This is a genomic window from Rhizobium sp. AN5 (assembly GCF_900215255.1).
GTDB lineage: Bacteria > Pseudomonadota > Alphaproteobacteria > Rhizobiales > Rhizobiaceae > Agrobacterium > Agrobacterium tumefaciens.
Genome location: NZ_OCMJ01000004.1, coordinates 2,458,750 through 2,476,405 on the forward strand (window position 1 = coordinate 2,458,750; position 17,656 = coordinate 2,476,405).

Annotated in this window: 19 protein-coding genes; 9 read left to right on the forward strand and 10 right to left on the reverse strand. The window is 58.3% G+C overall.

Features of this window, described 5'->3' with window-relative positions; genetic code table 11:
* The first annotated feature begins 164 nt into the window (after positions 1-164).
* From CRP02_RS24690 to CRP02_RS24700, 3 genes are all read left to right on the forward strand, one after another.
* On the forward strand, positions 165-590 hold the full coding sequence (locus CRP02_RS24690; RefSeq protein WP_097172557.1) for a hypothetical protein: 426 nt from the start codon (positions 165-167) through the stop codon (positions 588-590).
* Positions 591-723: 133 nt separating this feature from the next.
* Positions 724-1,179 (forward strand): MarR family winged helix-turn-helix transcriptional regulator, encoded by a 456-nt coding sequence (locus CRP02_RS24695; RefSeq protein ID WP_003516681.1) that lies wholly within the window; start codon positions 724-726, stop codon positions 1,177-1,179.
* 20 nt (positions 1,180-1,199) lie between these two features.
* Positions 1,200-2,378 (forward strand): multidrug effflux MFS transporter, encoded by a 1,179-nt coding sequence (locus tag CRP02_RS24700; protein ID WP_097172918.1) that lies wholly within the window; start codon positions 1,200-1,202, stop codon positions 2,376-2,378.
* Positions 2,379-2,432: 54 nt separating this feature from the next.
* Here CRP02_RS24700 and CRP02_RS24705 read toward each other — a convergent pair whose 3' ends face one another.
* Positions 2,433-3,656, reverse strand: a complete 1,224-nt coding sequence (locus tag CRP02_RS24705; RefSeq protein ID WP_003516677.1) for an argininosuccinate synthase — start codon at positions 3,654-3,656, stop codon at positions 2,433-2,435.
* A 339-nt stretch (positions 3,657-3,995) separates the two neighbouring features.
* Between CRP02_RS24705 and CRP02_RS24710 the strand changes: the two genes are divergently transcribed.
* Together CRP02_RS24710 and CRP02_RS24715 are read left to right on the forward strand one after the other, a co-directional pair.
* Positions 3,996-4,850 carry an SDR family NAD(P)-dependent oxidoreductase gene (locus tag CRP02_RS24710; RefSeq protein ID WP_097100947.1) on the forward strand — a complete coding sequence of 285 codons (855 nt, stop codon included), beginning with the start codon at positions 3,996-3,998 and terminating at the stop codon, positions 4,848-4,850.
* Positions 4,851-5,000: 150 nt separating this feature from the next.
* The gene (locus CRP02_RS24715) at positions 5,001-5,648 is read left to right on the forward strand and encodes a LysE family translocator (protein WP_097172558.1); all 648 of its coding nucleotides are present in this window, start codon (positions 5,001-5,003) and stop codon (positions 5,646-5,648) included.
* 46 nt (positions 5,649-5,694) lie between these two features.
* Here the strand turns inward: CRP02_RS24715 and CRP02_RS24720 are convergent, their stop codons facing one another.
* The 7 genes from CRP02_RS24720 to CRP02_RS24750 all read right to left on the reverse strand — a co-directional run bounded on the left by CRP02_RS24720 (position 5,695) and on the right by CRP02_RS24750 (position 11,504).
* Complete coding sequence (locus CRP02_RS24720; protein WP_097172559.1) at positions 5,695-6,489, reverse strand: ABC transporter ATP-binding protein; 795 nt, start codon at positions 6,487-6,489, stop codon at positions 5,695-5,697.
* Entirely contained in the window at positions 6,486-7,367 is an 882-nt protein-coding gene (locus CRP02_RS24725) for an ABC transporter permease (RefSeq protein ID WP_003516669.1), read from the reverse strand. Before CRP02_RS24725 ends, CRP02_RS24720 begins: the two co-directional genes overlap by 4 nt.
* 96 nt (positions 7,368-7,463) lie before the next feature.
* On the reverse strand, positions 7,464-8,417 hold the full coding sequence (locus tag CRP02_RS24730; RefSeq protein WP_097100948.1) for an ABC transporter substrate-binding protein: 954 nt from the start codon (positions 8,415-8,417) through the stop codon (positions 7,464-7,466).
* A gap of 108 nt (positions 8,418-8,525) precedes the next feature.
* Positions 8,526-9,698: a 23S rRNA (adenine(2503)-C(2))-methyltransferase RlmN gene (gene rlmN / locus CRP02_RS24735; protein ID WP_075807724.1), complete on the reverse strand. Its 1,173-nt coding sequence runs from the start codon at positions 9,696-9,698 to the stop codon at positions 8,526-8,528.
* Between the two features lie 266 nt (positions 9,699-9,964).
* On the reverse strand, positions 9,965-10,468 hold the full coding sequence (locus CRP02_RS24740; RefSeq protein ID WP_003516662.1) for an invasion associated locus B family protein: 504 nt from the start codon (positions 10,466-10,468) through the stop codon (positions 9,965-9,967).
* A gap of 298 nt (positions 10,469-10,766) precedes the next feature.
* Positions 10,767-11,147, reverse strand: a complete 381-nt coding sequence (locus tag CRP02_RS24745; protein WP_003516660.1) for a YkvA family protein — start codon at positions 11,145-11,147, stop codon at positions 10,767-10,769.
* Positions 11,148-11,198: 51 nt separating this feature from the next.
* Positions 11,199-11,504, reverse strand: coding sequence for a 4a-hydroxytetrahydrobiopterin dehydratase (locus CRP02_RS24750; RefSeq protein ID WP_097100949.1), 306 nt, complete (start codon positions 11,502-11,504; stop codon positions 11,199-11,201).
* An 80-nt stretch (positions 11,505-11,584) separates the two neighbouring features.
* Between CRP02_RS24750 and CRP02_RS24755 the strand changes: the two genes are divergently transcribed.
* On the forward strand, positions 11,585-12,064 hold the full coding sequence (locus tag CRP02_RS24755; protein WP_097172560.1) for a low molecular weight protein-tyrosine-phosphatase: 480 nt from the start codon (positions 11,585-11,587) through the stop codon (positions 12,062-12,064).
* Here CRP02_RS24755 and thpR read toward each other — a convergent pair.
* Both thpR and CRP02_RS24765 read right to left on the reverse strand, forming a co-directional pair.
* On the reverse strand, positions 11,998-12,591 hold the full coding sequence (thpR, locus tag CRP02_RS24760) for an RNA 2',3'-cyclic phosphodiesterase (protein ID WP_003516655.1): 594 nt from the start codon (positions 12,589-12,591) through the stop codon (positions 11,998-12,000). The genes CRP02_RS24755 and thpR overlap by 67 nt on opposite strands.
* A 68-nt stretch (positions 12,592-12,659) precedes the next feature.
* The gene (locus CRP02_RS24765) at positions 12,660-13,310 is read right to left on the reverse strand and encodes an arylesterase (RefSeq protein ID WP_025594574.1); all 651 of its coding nucleotides are present in this window, start codon (positions 13,308-13,310) and stop codon (positions 12,660-12,662) included.
* Between the two features lie 90 nt (positions 13,311-13,400).
* On the opposite strand from CRP02_RS24765, the gene CRP02_RS24770 reads away from it, so the two are divergent.
* From CRP02_RS24770 to CRP02_RS24780, 3 genes are all read left to right on the forward strand, one after another.
* On the forward strand, positions 13,401-14,111 hold the full coding sequence (locus CRP02_RS24770; protein WP_003516652.1) for an ABC transporter ATP-binding protein: 711 nt from the start codon (positions 13,401-13,403) through the stop codon (positions 14,109-14,111).
* On the forward strand, positions 14,108-16,669 hold the full coding sequence (locus CRP02_RS24775; protein WP_097172561.1) for an ABC transporter permease: 2,562 nt from the start codon (positions 14,108-14,110) through the stop codon (positions 16,667-16,669). The genes CRP02_RS24770 and CRP02_RS24775 overlap by 4 nt, the downstream gene beginning before the upstream one ends.
* A gap of 218 nt (positions 16,670-16,887) precedes the next feature.
* Positions 16,888-17,625: a Bax inhibitor-1 family protein gene (locus CRP02_RS24780; RefSeq protein ID WP_013636912.1), complete on the forward strand. Its 738-nt coding sequence runs from the start codon at positions 16,888-16,890 to the stop codon at positions 17,623-17,625.
* Positions 17,626-17,656: the final 31 nt, after the last annotated feature.

The following is a 17,656-nucleotide window of genomic DNA, read 5'->3' on the forward strand; positions in this document are numbered from 1 at the left end:
GTACAATTCCGGTTTACGCCCATATGGGCATGCCTCCACCGCCAATTCAATATGCCGGAATTTGGTGTGGAAGACATGATCGTCAACACCGCCAAGTATTGACTGGCATGGCGATGGCATGTTTCGATTTACCGCAATAATATCCCATGATGGAGATATGTATTATGGAGATTTATTCTTTAAGGTCTGCCAATAGTTTCCTTTTCAGGGACAATCCCAAAAACAGCAGACCCGTGGGAAGCCCCGATTTCGGCAAGGCAGCCCCATCCGACGCGGCCACCGGCTTTGAAGAAACGATAGACCGCATCGATTTCACCCGTGTCAGCCCCCGGCAATTGCGGGAAATCGCGCAGGAATATTACGATACCGGAAAAATCAGCCACGATACCTGGCTTGAGCTTTCGTCCGAACTTCCGGCACAGACGCTGAATGCCAATGGCGAGGTGATTGACATTGCCGGCGTGACCGACGACACGGATTTCGACTTCGTGACGTATTTTTCTGACCGGATCGAGATTGCCCGTTCCATTGGCACGACGGATGAAGTGGAAAAAATGCAGGACGTGTTGTCTTTTTTTGCTTCGACGTGACGATGACAGGCAATGTTGTTGGACGTCCCGCAATCGAACTGACGAATACTTTACGCAATTTTCGATAATATGGTTTATGCGCCATTGCTTATCGTCCGAAACTTAGTAAGGCTGACTTACCAAAAGGCGAAGCATGGGCACACGCGAAAAAGATTCATTGGCATTTTTGCTGAACAGCGGCGCACGCCTGCTGAACAGTGCATTTGAGCGCCGTATCTCCGAAGCCGGACTGGGCCTTACCCCCGGTGAAGCAAGAGCATTGCTGACGGTTGCCGTTATCGATGGCAGTAAACAGGCTGACATCGCCGCCCGTCTCGGCATCGAACCCATGACGATCTGCGCCTATCTCGACAAGTTGCAGTCACTCAATCTGATAGAACGCCAGCAGGACCCGCAGGACAGGCGTTCCAAACGTATCGTCCTGACGAAAACCTCCGCCGACATGCTGGAAGCTGTCGGGCATGAAATCGACCAGCTCGTTCTTCAGGCCACGCAAGGGCTGAACGAAGAGGAAGTCGCGCTTTTCCGTAGCTTCCTGCAGACGCTTCGCAACAATCTGCAACCGGAACAGCAGGGCCAGAACGGCTGATCGCAATGTCGAAAACGATCATGTCCAGAAAGCGCACGGCGTTACTCGGAGCATTGCTGACAGCGCTGGCGCCCATCTCCATGTCGATTTACACGCCGGCCATGCCGGAACTGACACGCGTTTTCGCAACCACCGAGTCCGCCATAAAACTCAGCCTCTCGCTCTATTTTGCCGGTTTTGCCATCGCCCAATTGCTTGCCGGGCCGGCATCCGACGCCTTCGGGCGGCGCAAGGCGAGCCTCGTCTTCCTGTCGATCTTTCTGGGCGGTGGTGTGCTAGCCCTTTTGGCCCCAACCATCGAAGTGCTGCTGTTCGCGCGCCTCGTTCAGGGCATCGGCGCTTCCGTTGGCATGACCGTTGCGCGCGCCGTGGTGCGCGATCAGTTCACCGGCGCGGAAGCCTCCAGCATCATGAACCTCATCGGCATCATGCTGGCGATCGGCCCTGCGATGGGGCCGACGATCGGTGGTCTGTCGCTTGCGGCTTTTGGCTGGCAATCGGTGTTTTTCCTCATGGCCGGTCTCGGAGCTATCGCCATCCTTTCGGTCGTGCTTTTTCTGCGTGAAACGACGGTGCCTGACAAAACCAGGATCAGACCCCGACACCTTCTGTCGGCCTATGGCACATTGCTGAAGCAGCCGCGTTTTCTTCTGGCCGCCCTCGTGCTTGGCGGCTCCATCGGCGCACTTTATGCGCAAGCCACCATGCTGACCTTCATCCTCATCAACGAAGTCGGCATGTCCCCCACGGCCTTCGGTGTCGGCATGCTGATGCAAACAGGCGCCTATTTCTTCGGTTCGATTGCATTGCGTTACATCGCGCCGAGACTGGGCGACCGGCGTTCCGTCGTGCTTGGCCTATGTTTTTCCGGCACGGGCGGTCTTCTCATCATGCTGTCGGTTTTCCTCGTGCCGCCATCCTTCCTCTCCATCATGGTACCCGTCGCGGTGGCGACGGTCGGGATCGCGCTGTTGACGCCTTCGATGGTCACGGCGGCCCTTGCTCCCTTCCCGCATATCGCCGGCTCGGCATCGGCCATGATGGGCTTCATCCAGATGGGATCTGGTTTTGCAGGTGGGGCAATGGCTTCGCTCATCGGTTCGCCGCTGACCAGCTTCGGCATCATCATTCCGGTGATGGAATTCGTGGCCGTTGCCAGCTACATCGGCTTTCGCGCCGTTTCCAGAAGAGAGACATGAAAAAACCCGCAGGCGTTGCACCTGCGGGTTTTTCCAATTCATGCTTCAGCAGAATTACTTGCCGAGATTACGCTTCGCCAGGGTGCGCAGGCGCAGGGCATTGAGCTTGATGAAGCCAGCTGCATCCTTCTGGTCATAAGCACCGTGGTCGTCCTCGAACGTCACCAGCGCGTCGGAATAGAGCGACTTCGCGCTCTCGCGGCCGGTCACCATGACATTGCCCTTGTAGAGCTTCAGCGTCACTTCGCCTTCCACATGCTCCTGGCTCTTGTCGATCAGGGCCTGCAGCATCTCGCGCTCGGGCGAGAACCAGAAGCCGTAATAGATGAGTTCGGCGTAACGCGGCATCAGATCGTCCTTCAGATGCGCGGCACCCCGGTCGAGCGTGATGGATTCGATCGCACGATGCGCAGCCAGCAGGATGGTGCCGCCGGGCGTTTCGTAGACGCCGCGCGACTTCATGCCGACGAAGCGGTTCTCGACCAGATCGAGACGGCCGATGCCGTTTTCGCGACCATAATTGTTGAGCGTCGCCAGAAGCGTGGCAGGCGACATTTCCACGCCGTTGATGGAGCAGGCATCACCCTTGCGGAAACCGACCTTGATAACGGTTGCCTTGTCAGGCGCCGCTTCCGGGGAAATGGTGCGCATGTGCACATATTCCGGAGCTTCCTTAGCCGGGTCTTCCAGAACCTTGCCCTCGGACGAGGAGTGCAGCAGGTTGGCGTCGACGGAGAACGGCGCTTCGCCCTTCTTGTCCTTGGCCACGGGAATCTGGTTCTTTTCGGCAAATTCCAGAAGGTCGGTCCGGCTCTTGAAAGTCCAGTCGCGCCATGGGGCGATGATCTTGATATCCGGGTTCAGCGCATAGGCCGAAAGCTCGAAACGGACCTGGTCGTTGCCCTTGCCGGTGGCGCCATGCGCAATGGCATCGGCACCGGTCTTTTTGGCGATCTCGATCAGGTGCTTGGAAATCAGCGGACGGGCGATGGAAGTGCCGAGCAGATAGACACCTTCATAAACGGCATTGGCACGAAACATCGGAAAAACGAAATCACGCACGAACTCTTCGCGGACGTCCTCGACGAAGATTTCCTTGATGCCCAGCAACTCGGCCTTCTTGCGCGCCGGCTCAAGTTCTTCGCCCTGGCCGAGATCGGCAGTGAAGGTCACGACCTCAGCGCCGAGTTCCGTCTGAAGCCACTTCAGGATGATCGAGGTGTCGAGGCCGCCGGAATAGGCGAGAACGACTTTCTTAACGTCTTTCGGGAGTGCCATTATGATGTCCATCTGCATGATGACGGCATCGGGGTACCGCCATTTCTTTGGGATTTCGGCACTTTTACAGTGCAACCCGAAAACTGTGAAGCGATTTTCGGAAAAGATGCCCGACAAAACAACGAATAGGACGAAAGGGCAATAGGCATTTGCGAAAGGTCAGATCCCCGCAACAGCGCGTCATGACTGGAACGAACGAATTGTCACATGCATTATGCGATTTCGCGCTTTAACATGAAGCGGCGCGATCAACTTGAAGACCGTGAATGAAGCCACTCAGGGTTCAGGCAACGTTGCAAACGGCTGGAAACAGCACAAAACGACGCGAAAGGAAAACCTATGACGACCATCCACCCCGCATTCAAGGAAGATAATGTCGCCGTCATCACCGGCGCGGCCTCCGGTATCGGACTTGCCGCTGCCCGGAAATTCGCCGGTTTCGGTATGAGCGTCGTCCTCGTCGATCTCGACGGTGACAGGCTTGCCGCAGCGCATGCTGATATTCTGACCATCGCAAAGGACGGCGAAGCACAGATCGTCGCAATACCGACCGACGTGTCGAAACTCGATGAGCTTGAGGCGCTGGAACGCGCTGTCATCCAGCGTTTCGGGCGGGTTCACGTGTTGATGAACAATGCCGGCATCCAGCCGGGCAGCGCCATCTTCGGCGCTCAGGCCAACTGGGAAAAAGTCATCAACGTCAACCTGATGGGTGTCGTGAACGGCAGCCGGGTGTTTGGGCAGGGCATGGTTGCCCATGGCGAGGCCGCGCTCATCATTAATACTGGTTCGAAACAGGGCATTACCACCCCGCCGGGCGATCCGGCCTATAATGTCTCGAAGGCCGGCGTCAAAGCCTTCACGGAAGCGCTACAGCACGAGCTGCGCAATATTCCGAACAGCGCGGTTTCCGCCCATCTCCTGATTCCCGGCTTCGTCTTCACCGGCCTCACGGCAAATGGCAGGACGGAAAAACCAGCAGGGGCCTGGACCGGCGAGCAGACCGTTGATTTCATGGTCGAGAGCATCGCCAGGGGCGATTTCTACATTCTCTGCCCGGATGGCGAAGTGGATCGCCCGACGGACGAGAAACGCATTCTGTGGGCAGCTCAAGACATTGTCCAAAATCGTCCGCCACTGTCGCGCTGGCACACCGAATATTCCGCCGCCTTCACCAGCTTCCTCAAAAACTGATCTCCCGACGCCGCCGCACTTTGAAAGTTGCGGCGGCCATCCACTTTTGATCACCCCGGTTTTCGTACCAATGTCCCGGCGCGCAAAAACATTGGCAGAAACGCGAATTCGCGTTAAGCAACGGCAGTCTCCAGCTTTACGGGTGCCGCGATGGATTTCGTTCCGAGCCTGCCAACACTTGCCGCCTTCACCGTCGCCATCCTGCTTCTGGCGGTAACGCCCGGGCCTGACATGACGCTGTGGATCAGCCGGTCAATACGCGAGGGCCGGGCAGCGGGTTTCATGACCCTTGTGGGCACCAATCTCGGCATCACCGTGCATACGATGCTGGTCGCCTTCGGCGTCGCGGCCCTCATCGTCGCATCGCCGACAGCCTTCCTCATCCTGAAGACCGGCGGGGCCGCCTATCTTGTCTGGCTCGCCATTCAGGCGATCCGCAAGGGCTCGGATTTCGTAATGGTCAAGACCACGGGCGAAAAACAGCAATCCTCACTGAAATCCGCCTTGCTGAACGGTATTTGGGTCAATCTGCTCAATCCAAAGGTCATCATCTTTTTCATGACCTTCCTGCCGCAATTCGTCAGCGCATCCGATCCGCATGTCACCGGCAAGCTTATTTTCCTTGGGCTCTGGTCGATCATCGTAGCGCTGCCGATCGGCATCGGCATCGTCGTCGCCGCCGATGTGCTGTCGGCCTGGCTCCAGCGCAACAAGAGGGTTCTGCGCGGGCTGGATTATACGATCGCCGGTGTATTTTCGCTTTTCGCCGTCAAGATTTTCCTCACCCAGACGCGATGACGGACAAATAAAAAAAGGCGCCCGCAGGCGCCTTTCGGATAACTCGTCAGCCGATCAATAGCTCGTCGTCATCAAGCGTCTGGCCGCGTATCTTGCGGAACATGTCGATAAGATCTTCGACCTGAAGACCCTTGCGGCTTTCACCGGACACATCGAGCACGATTTCACCGGCGTGCAGCATGATCGTGCGGTCGCCATAGTCCAGCGCCTGACGCATGGAATGGGTAACCATCAGCGTCGTCAGCTTGCGCTCGGAAACCACCTTGCGGGTCAGCTCCATCACGAACTCCGCCATGCCGGGATCGAGTGCTGCCGTATGTTCGTCAAGCAGCAACACGTCCGAACCGGAAAGCGTTGCCATGACAAGCGAGACCGCCTGCCTTTGCCCGCCGGACAACAGATCCATGCGGTCCTTCAAACGATTTTCCAGACCGAGATTGAGCGAAGCGATACGCTCCCTGAAGAAATCCCGCCTGCCGCGCCCAAGCGCCGGCAACAAACCGCGACGCTTTCCGCGAGACGCTGCAAGCGCAAGGTTCTCCTCAATTGTGAGCGCGCCACAGCTGCCAGCCAATGGGTCCTGAAACACGCGCGCCACCCGCCCAGCCCGGCTGGCGGTCGTTTTGCGTGTGACATCGGCGCCACCAACCATCACCTTTCCGGCCGTCGGCAGGACATCGCCCGCGAGAACGCCGAGAAGCGTGGATTTGCCGGCACCGTTGGAGCCGATCACGGTAACGAAGGAACCATCCTCGATGGTAAGATCGATCTTGGCCAGCGCCTGCTTTTGCAGCGGTGTGCCACGCCCGAAGATGACCTGAATGTCGGAAAGGGAAATCACGATGTTGCTCCCCCGCGGCGCAGTCGAGGCAGGATCAATGCGATGGCTACCAATACCGCCGTAACGAAATTGAGATCGGAGGCCTTGAGACCCAGCACATCGCTCGACAAAGCGAGCTGGATGGCAAGGCGGTAGGCGATGGAGCCGAAAACACAGCCGATGAGCGCAATCAGAATGCCTCGCGAGCCAAACAGCGTTTCGCCGATGATGACGGCCGCAAGCCCGACGACGATGGTGCCGACACCGGCAGTCACATCGGCAAAGCCATTGGTCTGCGCAAAAAGCGCGCCGCCGAGCGCGACCAGTGCATTCGAAAGCGCCATGCCAAGATATATCTGGTTGCCGGTCTTCACCCCTTGGGCGCGTGCCATCCGCGCATTCGCGCCAGTCGCCCGCATGGCAAGCCCGGCGTCGCTCTCAAGGAAACGCCAGACGAGAATGACAGCGAGCAATACCAGAACGCCGATAAAGAGTGGCCGCACGAGATATTCGGAAAGACCGAGACCGTAGAATGGCGAGATCATCGTATCCTGATTGAGCAGCGCCACATTCGGTTTTCCCATCACCCGGAGATTCACCGAAAACAGCGCGATCATCGTCAGGATTGACGCCAGCAGGTTAAGTATCTTGAACCGGACATTCAGCGTTGCCGTAACGATGCCAGCACCGGCGCCGGCAACCATCGCAATCGCCGTCGCGACCCAGGCATTGAGGCCGGCGATGATCATCACGGCCGCAACGGCTGCGCCGAGCGGAAAGGAACCGTCAACGGTCAGATCAGGAAAATCAAGTACCCGGAAAGCGAGATAGACGCCGATCGCCACAAAGGCGAAGACCAGTCCCAGTTCCACGGCACCCCAGAAAGCGATTTGGCTCACGGTAATGTCCTTGTTATTGCCGCCGCGTCGGCGGATACGGGCACCGTTGCGTGCCGCGCAAAGCGGGCGGCGAGTGACCGCCGCCCGAAGTCCGGTTTAGTCGATGACCTTGGTGGCGCGCTTAGTCACGCTCTCGGGGAAGGTGACGCCAGCTTTTTCAGCAGCCTTCTTGTTGATCACCAGATCGGTGCCGACGGCAACGGTTGCCGGAATGTCGCCGGGCTTCTCACCCTTGAGAATGCGAACAACGACAGCGCCGGTCTGCTTGCCAACGTCGAAATAGTTGAAGCCGAGAGCCGCAACCGCACCGCGCGCAACGGAATCCGTATCGGCGGCATAAAGCGGAATCTTCGCCTCACTCGCAACGCCGGCTGCCGCCTCGAAAGCGGAAACGATGGTATTGTCGGTCGGCACGTAGATCACGTCGGCCTTGCCGACCAGTGCGCGCGTCGCGCCCTGCACTTCGGCGGATTTTGTGGCGACAGATTCAACGACCTTCAGGCCGGCCTTTTCGGCCTCAGCCTTCAGCGCTGCAAGCGTCGAGACGGAGTTGGCCTCGGCGGAGTTGTAGATAAAGCCGATGGACTTGGCGTCGGGCGAAATTTCCTTGATCAGCGCCAGATGCTCGGCAACCGGCAGCATGTCGGAAAGTCCGGTCACGTTGCGGCCGGGCTTTTGCATGTCCTTGACGAGCTGTGCGCCAACCGGATCGGAAACAGCCGTGAAGACGACCGGAATATCGCGCGTCGCCGCAACGACGGCCTGGGCGGACGGTGTGGAGATCGGCACGATGACATTGGGGGCTTCGCCCACGAACTGACGCGCGATCTGCGCTGCGGTGCCTGGATTGCCCTGCGCGGACTCGTAGAGGAACTTGAGGTTCTCGCCTTCCTTGTAACCGGCTTCGGCAAGCGCTGCCTTGACACCGTCACGTGCGGCGTCAAGCGCCGGATGTTCGACAATGGCGGTGACGGCAACGGTGACGTTTTCAGCCTTGGCCGGCAGAACCAGGGCGCTCGCGGCTGCGAGCGCCAGTATGAATGCACGCATAGGTATCCTCCAGTTGGTTTCTTATTGCCGTCTTATTAGAAACAAGACCGCCCGAAATCAATCAAAGAACCGTAACGAACCAAGCTTTCTGCCGCGATTGGCGTCGATTCAGTCGTCCGCACCGTGGTTGGCAATCATCATCGCCTCGAAAGCCAGCCTTTCGGTTTTGCGCATGCGCTCGGATTCCGATTTCAGCTGGCCGCAGGCAGCGAGAATATCGCGGCCGCGCGGCGTACGGATCGGCGAAGCGTAACCCGCCTGATTGATGAAATCCGCGAACTTCTCGATCTGCGCCCATTCGGAGCACTGGTAATTCGTGCCCGGCCACGGATTGAACGGAATGAGATTGATCTTGGCTGGAACGCCCCTCAGAAGCTGCACCAGCATCTTGGCGTCTTCCAGACTGTCGTTCACATCCTTCAGCATCACATATTCGAAGGTGATGCGGCGGGCGTTGGAGACACCCGGATAATTGCGGCAAGCCTCGATCAGCTCCTTCAGCGGGTATTTCTTGTTGATCGGCACCAGCATGTCGCGCAGATCGTCGCGCACCGCATGCAGTGAAATTGCCAGCATGACGCCGATCTCATCGCCCGTGCGGAAGATTTCCGGCACGACGCCCGAGGTGGACAGGGTCACGCGACGCTTGGAGAGCGACAGGCCGTCACCATCGGTGGCGATCAGAAGTGCGGTCTTCACATGTTCGAAATTGTAAAGCGGTTCGCCCATTCCCATCATCACGATGTTGGAGACCTTGCGGCCTTCACTCGGCACATAGGCGCCTACCGGCGTCGAACCGTCTGGAAAATCACCGAGCCGGTCGCGGGCGAGCAGAAGCTGGGAAAGAATTTCCTCGGCCGTCAGGTTCCGCACCAGACGCTGCGTGCCGGTGTGACAGAAGGAACACGTCAGCGAACAGCCCACCTGGCTCGAAATGCAAAGCGTGCCGCGTCCCTCTTCGGGAATATAGACCGTCTCGATCTCGACAGGACGTCCCGCACCGCGCGGCGGAAAACGCATCAGCCATTTGCGGGTGCCGTCGTTGGAAATCTGCTCCTCGACGATTTCCGGACGGGCAATGGTGAAGGCTGCTTTCAGCTTTTCCCTGAGTTCCTTGGCAACATTGGTCATGTTGTCGAAATCCGAGACGCCGCGCACATACAGCCAGTTCCACAACTGGCTGACACGCATCTTCACCTGCTTCTGCGGCACGCCGATCTCGGCCAGCGCCTCGCCCATTTCCTCACGCGTCATGCCGATCAGCGACGGCTTGCCGGACATGAGATCGCTATTGGCGATCAGGGGAGTTTTGACTGCCAGACCGGCAGGGGCATGCAATACGGACATCACGCTATCCCATCATCCAATGCATCGCACGACCGGCCTTTAGGAAAGGCGGAAAATCGTCTGCATGTCGAGAAAATCAAAGGCGGAGCACTTTTCGCGCATCCGCCTGTCAATGTTGCCGCGCCTTTAGCATCAAACAAGCAAAAACGCAAATGGCCGGTCGACGACCGGCCAATCACAAAGCTGACGAAGCGTCAGGATTATTTGCAGCTTTCGATCTGCTTGAAAGCAGCCGAAATGCCCGAAAGCGAATAGGAATAGGAAGTCGCGGTGCCGCGGCCGGAGACCGCCTTGACCGTCATCGACTTGCCGCCCTTCATCGCGGCAACGAGAGCGGGTTCTTCGGCAGCATTTTCAACCCAGGCAGCCTTGTCCTTGGTAAACATCACGAAGTTCTTGTTGTCGATCGTGACATTGACCTTGGAGCCCTGCTTCAGCGGGTAACCCACCATGGCCTGCGGCTCGTAGGAAATATTCTGGCCCGGACGCTGCGACACGATGAAGAAGATATCGCCGTGATCGACGCTCGCCGGTTCCTTGGAAGTGGGGATGGAAAGAACGTAGCAGACGGTGCTGTTGCCCGATTTGTACGAATAGGCGCCCCATGCATTGAACTGCTGGATGCGCGTGGGCGACTGTGCAGATGCTACGCCGACGCTGGTCAGCAAAATGGCCACTGCGGTTGCTACACTTCTTACAAACATAGAATTTCCTGCCGGGTTATTGTCTTCCATTGGCCCGAAGCAGCGGCGGGCTCCATGTTTATGGATCGGCCACGTTCAGGTGCGGATCGTCTTTTCTCATTGTGGTCAGGAAGCGGTTACCAAACCGTCAACAACACGTATAAAATGCCGAAAACGTCTTGCAGTGTTACAGATCGGCTACGCCCGCACCCTGAGAAGAAAGGCGTGGCACGCCCTCCCCGTCATGTCTATGACACACAAATTCAGGCAACAATTTGTCACCTGCCCGGCTCCGAAGAGCCTCGTCATCACAGACGTGTTATTCGGCCTCCTGCTGCCGTTTCAGCATGGCATCCGCCGCATCGTAATGCTCCATCTTGATGTGGGCGCGGATCATCGCAAGCGCGGCCGTAATGACCGCGATATCGTCGGTAAAGCCGACGACCGCCAGCATGTCGGGGATGGCATCAAACGGCATGATGAAATAGGCGAGCGCGGCCAGAATGATGCCCTTGGCACGCAACGGCGTATCCCGGTCGATCGCGCAATAATAGGCCGCTGCCGCATCGCGCGCGAAGGGCACCTTGGTCATCACACGCTTAAGCTTTGGCCAGAATTTGGCGCGCACGACGCGTTCGCGTTCGCCCTGGCTGCCCGTTTCCCCGGGCAAGAGAATTTCACCGATTTTCACATCATCCATGATCGACGGTCCTCCGGTCACGGTTATTATATGGGAGTTAAAGCCCGCCGTTCAATTCCCACGGCCCGTTGCCGCCTTTTGCATGGCCTCCGCGAGCAGGAAATCCCGCTCGGTCACGCCTTGCGAATCGTGGGTGGTGAGGCAGACCCTGACGCGCGAATAGACATTGGACCATTCTGGATGATGATTGAGCTTTTCTGCCACGAGTGCGGACTCGGCCATGAAACCGAAAGCCTCCGCAAAACTCGCAAACTTGAACGACCGGACGATTGCCGCCCCGTCCTCGCGCAAAGACCAGCCATCGAGTTTTAAAAGCGCCTGCCGGACGGCTTCCGGTTCAAGTCTGGGATATTTCATGCATCTTGCCTCCGCTTGACATGCGATCCGCTCTTTCGGAGAAACATTAACGCCTCAACGACCGGATCGACGCATATTCAATGAAACATACAGCCGTTCTTTTTGTCTGCATGGGCAATATCTGCCGCTCACCGCTTGCCGAAGGCATTTTGACAAACCTTGCCGAAACCGGAGGCCTGTCTCGCCAACTCACTGTCGATTCCGCCGGCACCGGCGGTTGGCACACCGGTAGTGCTCCGGATCGCAGATCCATCGCAATCGCCCGCAAGCATGGGATCGATATTTCCCAGCAGCGAGCACGGCAGGTCAGCCAGGCCGATTTCGAGACCTTCGATCTCATCCTTGCCATGGACGGAGGAAATCTCGCGAAACTGCTCCGAAAGGCGCCCGAAAACCGGAAGCACAAAATCCACCTGTTCCTGGACTACGCTTCGGGACGCCACGAAAACGTCCCCGATCCCTACTTCGGTGGCGACGACGGATTTCTGGCCGTCTACAACATGCTTTTTGCGGGATGCAGCTCGTTGCTCGAGAAGATGGCGCTGGACCGCGCTTCGTGAAGCGGGAACACCTCTTCCACGATGTAGGGTCCGCCACCCACCGATTCCTTGGACGACATCAGCACGAAACGACCGACCGTGAAGGCGGATGTGCGGAAATTGCCGCGTCCGGAAAGATACTGCACCACATCGTCCAGCCGTGAAGAGCGCAACCGCGCCAGCGTCACATGCGGCATGAACTTGCGCGGATCCGGCGGCAGGCCGATCCTCTGGCAGATCCTTTCGACCTCCGCCTGAAGCGCATTCATTTCCGGCGAGGGGGAAACCCCCGCCCAGATCGAATGCGGTTTCTTGGAGCCGAAGGAACCCATCCCGTTGAGACTGAGCTGGAATTCCGGTCTGTCGATCCGGTCCAGCCTGTCAACGACCTCATCGGCGGTTCTCCCGTCGATATCGCCGATAAAACGCAGGGTTATGTGATAATTCTCCACATCGATCCACCGGGCTCCCGGCAGACCACCGCGCAACAATGACAGGCTCATAGCCGCATTGCGCGGAATTTCGAGGGCGATAAACAGTCTCGGCATGGCGAGCTCCCCGAATCTCTTGGCAGAACAAGCATAGCGAATCATGCAATGCAGGCGGGCGCAAGTGCTTATTTTTTTTGCGCACCGATTGTCTTGATGAAGCTTTCAACAGCCGGCAAAGATTTCTCCACCATCATCGCCACACCCTGCGTATTGGGGTGCATCTTGTCCTCCAGCTTCAACTTATCATCCGTCACCACGCCATCCAGAAAGAACGGATAAAGCGGCAGGTTGTATTTTTCTGCAAGCTGCGGATAGATCGGGTTGAAACGCTTGGCGTAATCGTCACCCATGTTCGGCGGCGCCATAATGCCGACCAGCAACACCGCTATGTTGCGTTTCTGAAAGCCGGAAATGATGGCGTCGAGGTTCTTTTCCGTCTGTTCCGGCGCAATACCGCGCAATGCATCATTGGCGCCGAGTTCCAGAATGACCCCGTCCGTGCCATCGGGAACCGACCACTCCGCCCGCGCCAGACCGCCCGAGGAGGTATCGCCGGACACACCGGCATTGGTGACGGTAACATTGATGCCCTTGGCCTTTAATGCAGCTTCAAGCTGTGCCGTATAGCCATCGGTGGGGGGTAACTGGTAACCCGCCATGAGGCTGTCGCCGAGGCCAACCAGTTGCAATGTCCGCTCCTGCGCCATGGCCGCCGAGGCGGAAAAGGCGGCGGCGAAAATGACGATGAAGTGAAACAGGGCAGCTTTAAATCTCATCACGGCTTTCCTAACTTGGTTTGCATTGTCTGAAATACCGTCCGCATCGACACCGCCAGACTGTTTTCATCATATATAGGAACGAGAATTGTGACGAAAAGCATCATAGAGCTTAAGAAGGCCGACCTCACGCTCGGCAACGCCGCCGCCTCCGTTCACGTTCTCAAGAGCATCGATCTTGCCATTGGCGAAAGCGAGGCGGTGGGCATCGTCGGCCCTTCAGGTTCGGGAAAATCGACCCTTCTGATGGTGCTTGCCGGTCTCGAAAGGCTGGATAGCGGCGAGATCGTCATCGCCGGCACGGAATTGCATAAGCTCGGCGAGGATGCTCTCGCGGATTTCCGCGGCAAGAATATCGGCATCGTTTTCCAGTCTTTCCACCTCATCGCCAATATGACGGCGCTGGAAAACGTAGCCGTTCCGCTGGAACTGGCCAACGTGCCGAACCCCTTCGAGATCGCCAAACGGGAACTCGTTGCTGTCGGTCTCGGCGAACGCCTCAACCATTATCCCGGCCAGCTCTCCGGTGGCGAACAGCAGCGTGTTGCGATCGCCCGCGCGCTTGCACCCTCCCCCGCCGTGTTGATCGCAGACGAACCGACCGGCAATCTGGATGCGGATACGGGCCAGCAGATCGCCGATCTCCTTTTCTCAAAACAGGCCGAACGCGGCATGACGATGATCCTTGTCACCCATGATCCGTCACTGGCCGCCCGTTGCTCGCGACAGATCAAGGTGCGCTCCGGCGAGATAGAGGGTGACAGCGCCACTGCCCATATGGCCCGGGCGGTATCGGCATGATCGGCTCCATTCTCCCGTCTGTTGCCAACATCAAAAATGCATTGAGGCTCGCGCGGCGCGAAATTCGCGGCGGCCTGCGTGGCTTCTATATTTTCCTCGCCTGCATCGCGCTCGGAACCGGCGCCATTGCCGCCGTCAACTCCGTATCACGCGCCGTCACCAGCGCGATTGCGACGGAAGGCCAGTCGATACTGGCTGGCGATGTGCGCTTCGAGCTGCGCAACAGGGAGGCAACCGCAGAGGAACGGGCCTATCTCGATGGCCTCGGCAAAATCGCGGTTTCCACCGGGCTGCGCTCCATGGCGCGCCTTGCCGATGGTTCCGAACAGACACTGACGGAAGTAAAGGCCGTAGACGGCGCCTATCCGCTCTACGGCGCGTTCGTGGCAGATCCAAACCGGCCTCTGAGCGAGCTTCTGACTGCGAACGGCGATACCTATGGCGCCGTTGCCGCGCCGCTTCTCCTGGAGCGGCTGGGCATCAAGGTCGGCGACGATATCCTTCTCGGCAATGTGAAGCTGAAACTGACCGGCACGGTTGTCGACGAGCCGGATGCCCTGTCCGACGGCTTCGGTTTTGCCCCAAGGCTGATGGTCAGCCGCGATGCGCTTTTCGCCTCAGGTCTCGTTCAGAACGGAAGTCTGGTCGAACACGCCTACAAGATCATGCTGAACGATCCTGCAGCGCGGGCAACGATGACCGATGCGGCCAACAAGACGTTTCCCGATGCCGGCTGGTCCATCCGCACGAGTGACAGGGCAGCGCCATCGCTTACCGAAAACGTCAACCGCTTCTCGCAATTCCTGACGCTGGTGGGCCTGACCGCCCTCATCGTCGGCGGCGTCGGCGTTGCGAACGCCGTTCGCGCGTTCCTTGATTCCAAGCGCACCACGATCGCCTCGCTGAAATGCCTCGGCGCGCCGGCTTCCGTGGTCACCATGACCTATCTCTTCCAGATCGTGTTCATTGCCACCGTTGGCATCATCATCGGCCTCGCTGTGGGCGCCATCGCCCCGCTGATCGCCATGCGGTTTCTGGAGGGCGTGCTTCCTGTGCCGAAAGAGCTTGCCTTTTATCCGGCAGCACTTGGTCTTGCCGCCCTGTTCGGCATCTTGACGACACTTGCCTTCGCCATCGTGCCACTCGGCCAGGCGCGCGAAGTTCCCGCGACCGCCCTTTTTCGAGAGCAGGGGTTCGAGGAGGGCAGCTGGCCGTCCTGGCCTTATCTCGCAGTGACGGGCTTGTTGTTGGCTGCGCTGGCCATACTTGCCATCTTTTCGGCAGAAGAACGTTTCATCGCCTCGGTTTTCCTTGCCGCCATCGCATTCGCGTTTGTGGTGCTGCGACTGGTGGCGTCAGGCGTCAAGGCCATCGCCAAACGCAGCCCGCGCGTTCATTCCGCCGCCCTTCGCCTGGCGATCGGCAATATTCACCGGCCGGGTGCGCTCACCCCCTCCGTCGTTCTCTCCCTCGGCCTCGGGCTGACGCTGCTGGTGACCCTGACGCTGATCGACGGCAATCTGCGCCGCGAACTGACCGACAGCCTGCCGGAACGAGCGCCGAATTTCTTCTTCGTGGATATTCAGGGCACCGAGTTGCAGGGTTTCCGCGATCTTCTCAGGCAAGAAGCGCCTCAGGGAACGCTGACCGAGGTGCCGATGCTGCGCGGCCGCATTCTGGCTCTTAATGGCGAGGACGTGACGAAGATAGATGTGCCGCCATCCGGCCGCTGGCTGCTGCGCGGTGATCGGGGCATAACCTATTCGCAGGATGCTCCCGAAAACGCCAAGCTGACCGAAGGAACATGGTGGGGACCGGATTATAGCGGCGAGCCGCTGGTCTCTTTTGCGGCGAAAGAGGCGCAGGAACTGGGCCTCAAGATCGGCGACACCGTTACCGTCAACGTGCTCGGCCGCAGTATCACGGCAAAGATCGCCAATCTGCGCAATGTCGAATGGGAATCGCTGTCGATCAACTTCGTCATGGTGTTTTCGCCCAATACCTTCCGTGGCGCACCGCATGCCTGGCTTGCCACGCTCGCCGACCCCTCCGCATCCGCAAGCGAGGAGGGCCAGATATTGCGCGCCGTCACCAACGCCTACCCGACGATAACAAGCGTGCGCGTGAAGGACGCGCTCGACGTGGTCAACCGGCTGGTCGGCCAGCTTGCCACCGCAATTCGCGCCGCAGCGGCCGTTGCGCTCATAGCCTCCGTCCTCGTCCTTGCCGGCGCTCTTGCCGCCGGAAACCGTGCCCGCACCCATGATGCGGTCATCCTTAAAACGCTGGGGGGCACACGAAGCCTGCTTATCCGCGCCTTTTCCTATGAATATATGATGCTTGGTCTCGCCACCGCCGTTTTCGCGCTTTTCGCCGGCGGCGTCTCCGCATGGTTCGTGATTTCCCGCATCATGAAACTGCCCTCGAGTTTCCTGCCGGATGTGGCAATCGGCACAGTCGTCGTCGCCCTCGTCATGACGGTGGGCATAGGTCTTATCGGCACATGGCGAATTCTCGGGCAGAAGGCCGCTCCGGTTTTGCGGCAGGCGGGTGAATAATCTTCGGTTGTGCACCGCTTAACTTTAACGATTAATTCTTTGTAATGATCGCTGAAACGTGAGCGCTTTTCGCGCATATGGTGTCTTTTCGACTGCAAAAGGCCTTGTATCGGACACGTTCTGCCATCATATTCTTGGGCAGGCTTGCTGAAGCTCCGCAGCGGCGCCCGGGAGGTATCCCGACACCGTAGCAATTACGGAGCTCAAAAGAGGAAACAATGGCTGACTTCAATAACTACCAGAACCGCATGGCCCAGACCCGTGCACAGACTGGTGCGATGATCGATGAAGGTCTTCGCGCCTACATGCTCAAGGTTTACAACCTTATGGCGCTGGCTCTGGTCATAACCGGTGTTGCGGCGTTCGCTACCTTCACGCTCGCGACCACCAATCCGGCTTTTGCCCAGTTGCTCTATGCATCGCCGTTGCGCTGGGTTGTGATGCTTGCACCGCTCGGACTGGTGTTCTTTCTTAGCTTCCGTATCCAGAACATGAGCGTTTCTGCCGCGCAGATGACCTTCTGGGTCTATGCGGCGCTGATGGGCGTGTCCCTGTCTTCGATCTTCCTGGTCTATACCGGCCAGAGCGTCGTACAGACGTTCTTCGTGACCGCTGCCTCGTTCGGCGCGCTCTCGCTTTACGGTTACACCACGAAGAAAGACCTTTCAGGCATGGGTTCGTTCCTGATCATGGGTCTGTTCGGCCTGATCATCGCATCCATCGTCAACATCTTCCTCGCCTCTTCCGCGCTGCAGTTCGCGATCTCCGCGATTGGCGTGCTGATCTTCGCTGGCCTCACCGCCTATGACACGCAGAAGATCAAGGAAATGTATTTCGATGGCGACGAAGTTGCCGTGGCTGGCCGCAAGGCGATCATGGGTGCGCTGACGCTCTATCTCGACTTCATCAACCTGTTCATGTTCCTCCTGCAGTTCATGGGCAACCGTGACAAGTAAGGGCAGGAACCCAACTGGAAAACATGCAAAA

What these genes read in the sequence shown, in the direction of transcription:
- CRP02_RS24690 (WP_097172557.1), top strand. Translation starts at nt 165, where the DNA reads ATGGAGATTTATTCTTTAAGGTCTGCCAATAGTTTCCTTTTCAGGGAC.
- CRP02_RS24695 (WP_003516681.1), top strand. Translation starts at nt 724, where the DNA reads ATGGGCACACGCGAAAAAGATTCATTGGCATTTTTGCTGAACAGCGGC.
- CRP02_RS24700 (WP_097172918.1), top strand. Translation starts at nt 1,200, where the DNA reads ATGTCCAGAAAGCGCACGGCGTTACTCGGAGCATTGCTGACAGCGCTG.
- CRP02_RS24705 (WP_003516677.1), bottom strand. Translation starts at nt 3,656, where the DNA reads ATGGCACTCCCGAAAGACGTTAAGAAAGTCGTTCTCGCCTATTCCGGC.
- CRP02_RS24710 (WP_097100947.1), top strand. Translation starts at nt 3,996, where the DNA reads ATGACGACCATCCACCCCGCATTCAAGGAAGATAATGTCGCCGTCATC.
- CRP02_RS24715 (WP_097172558.1), top strand. Translation starts at nt 5,001, where the DNA reads ATGGATTTCGTTCCGAGCCTGCCAACACTTGCCGCCTTCACCGTCGCC.
- CRP02_RS24730 (WP_097100948.1), bottom strand. Translation starts at nt 8,417, where the DNA reads ATGCGTGCATTCATACTGGCGCTCGCAGCCGCGAGCGCCCTGGTTCTG.
- rlmN (WP_075807724.1), bottom strand. Translation starts at nt 9,698, where the DNA reads ATGTCCGGCAAGCCGTCGCTGATCGGCATGACGCGTGAGGAAATGGGC.
- CRP02_RS24740 (WP_003516662.1), bottom strand. Translation starts at nt 10,468, where the DNA reads ATGTTTGTAAGAAGTGTAGCAACCGCAGTGGCCATTTTGCTGACCAGC.
- CRP02_RS24745 (WP_003516660.1), bottom strand. Translation starts at nt 11,147, where the DNA reads ATGGATGATGTGAAAATCGGTGAAATTCTCTTGCCCGGGGAAACGGGC.
- CRP02_RS24750 (WP_097100949.1), bottom strand. Translation starts at nt 11,504, where the DNA reads ATGAAATATCCCAGACTTGAACCGGAAGCCGTCCGGCAGGCGCTTTTA.
- CRP02_RS24755 (WP_097172560.1), top strand. Translation starts at nt 11,585, where the DNA reads ATGAAACATACAGCCGTTCTTTTTGTCTGCATGGGCAATATCTGCCGC.
- thpR (WP_003516655.1), bottom strand. Translation starts at nt 12,591, where the DNA reads ATGCCGAGACTGTTTATCGCCCTCGAAATTCCGCGCAATGCGGCTATG.
- CRP02_RS24765 (WP_025594574.1), bottom strand. Translation starts at nt 13,310, where the DNA reads ATGAGATTTAAAGCTGCCCTGTTTCACTTCATCGTCATTTTCGCCGCC.
- CRP02_RS24775 (WP_097172561.1), top strand. Translation starts at nt 14,108, where the DNA reads ATGATCGGCTCCATTCTCCCGTCTGTTGCCAACATCAAAAATGCATTG.
- CRP02_RS24780 (WP_013636912.1), top strand. Translation starts at nt 16,888, where the DNA reads ATGGCTGACTTCAATAACTACCAGAACCGCATGGCCCAGACCCGTGCA.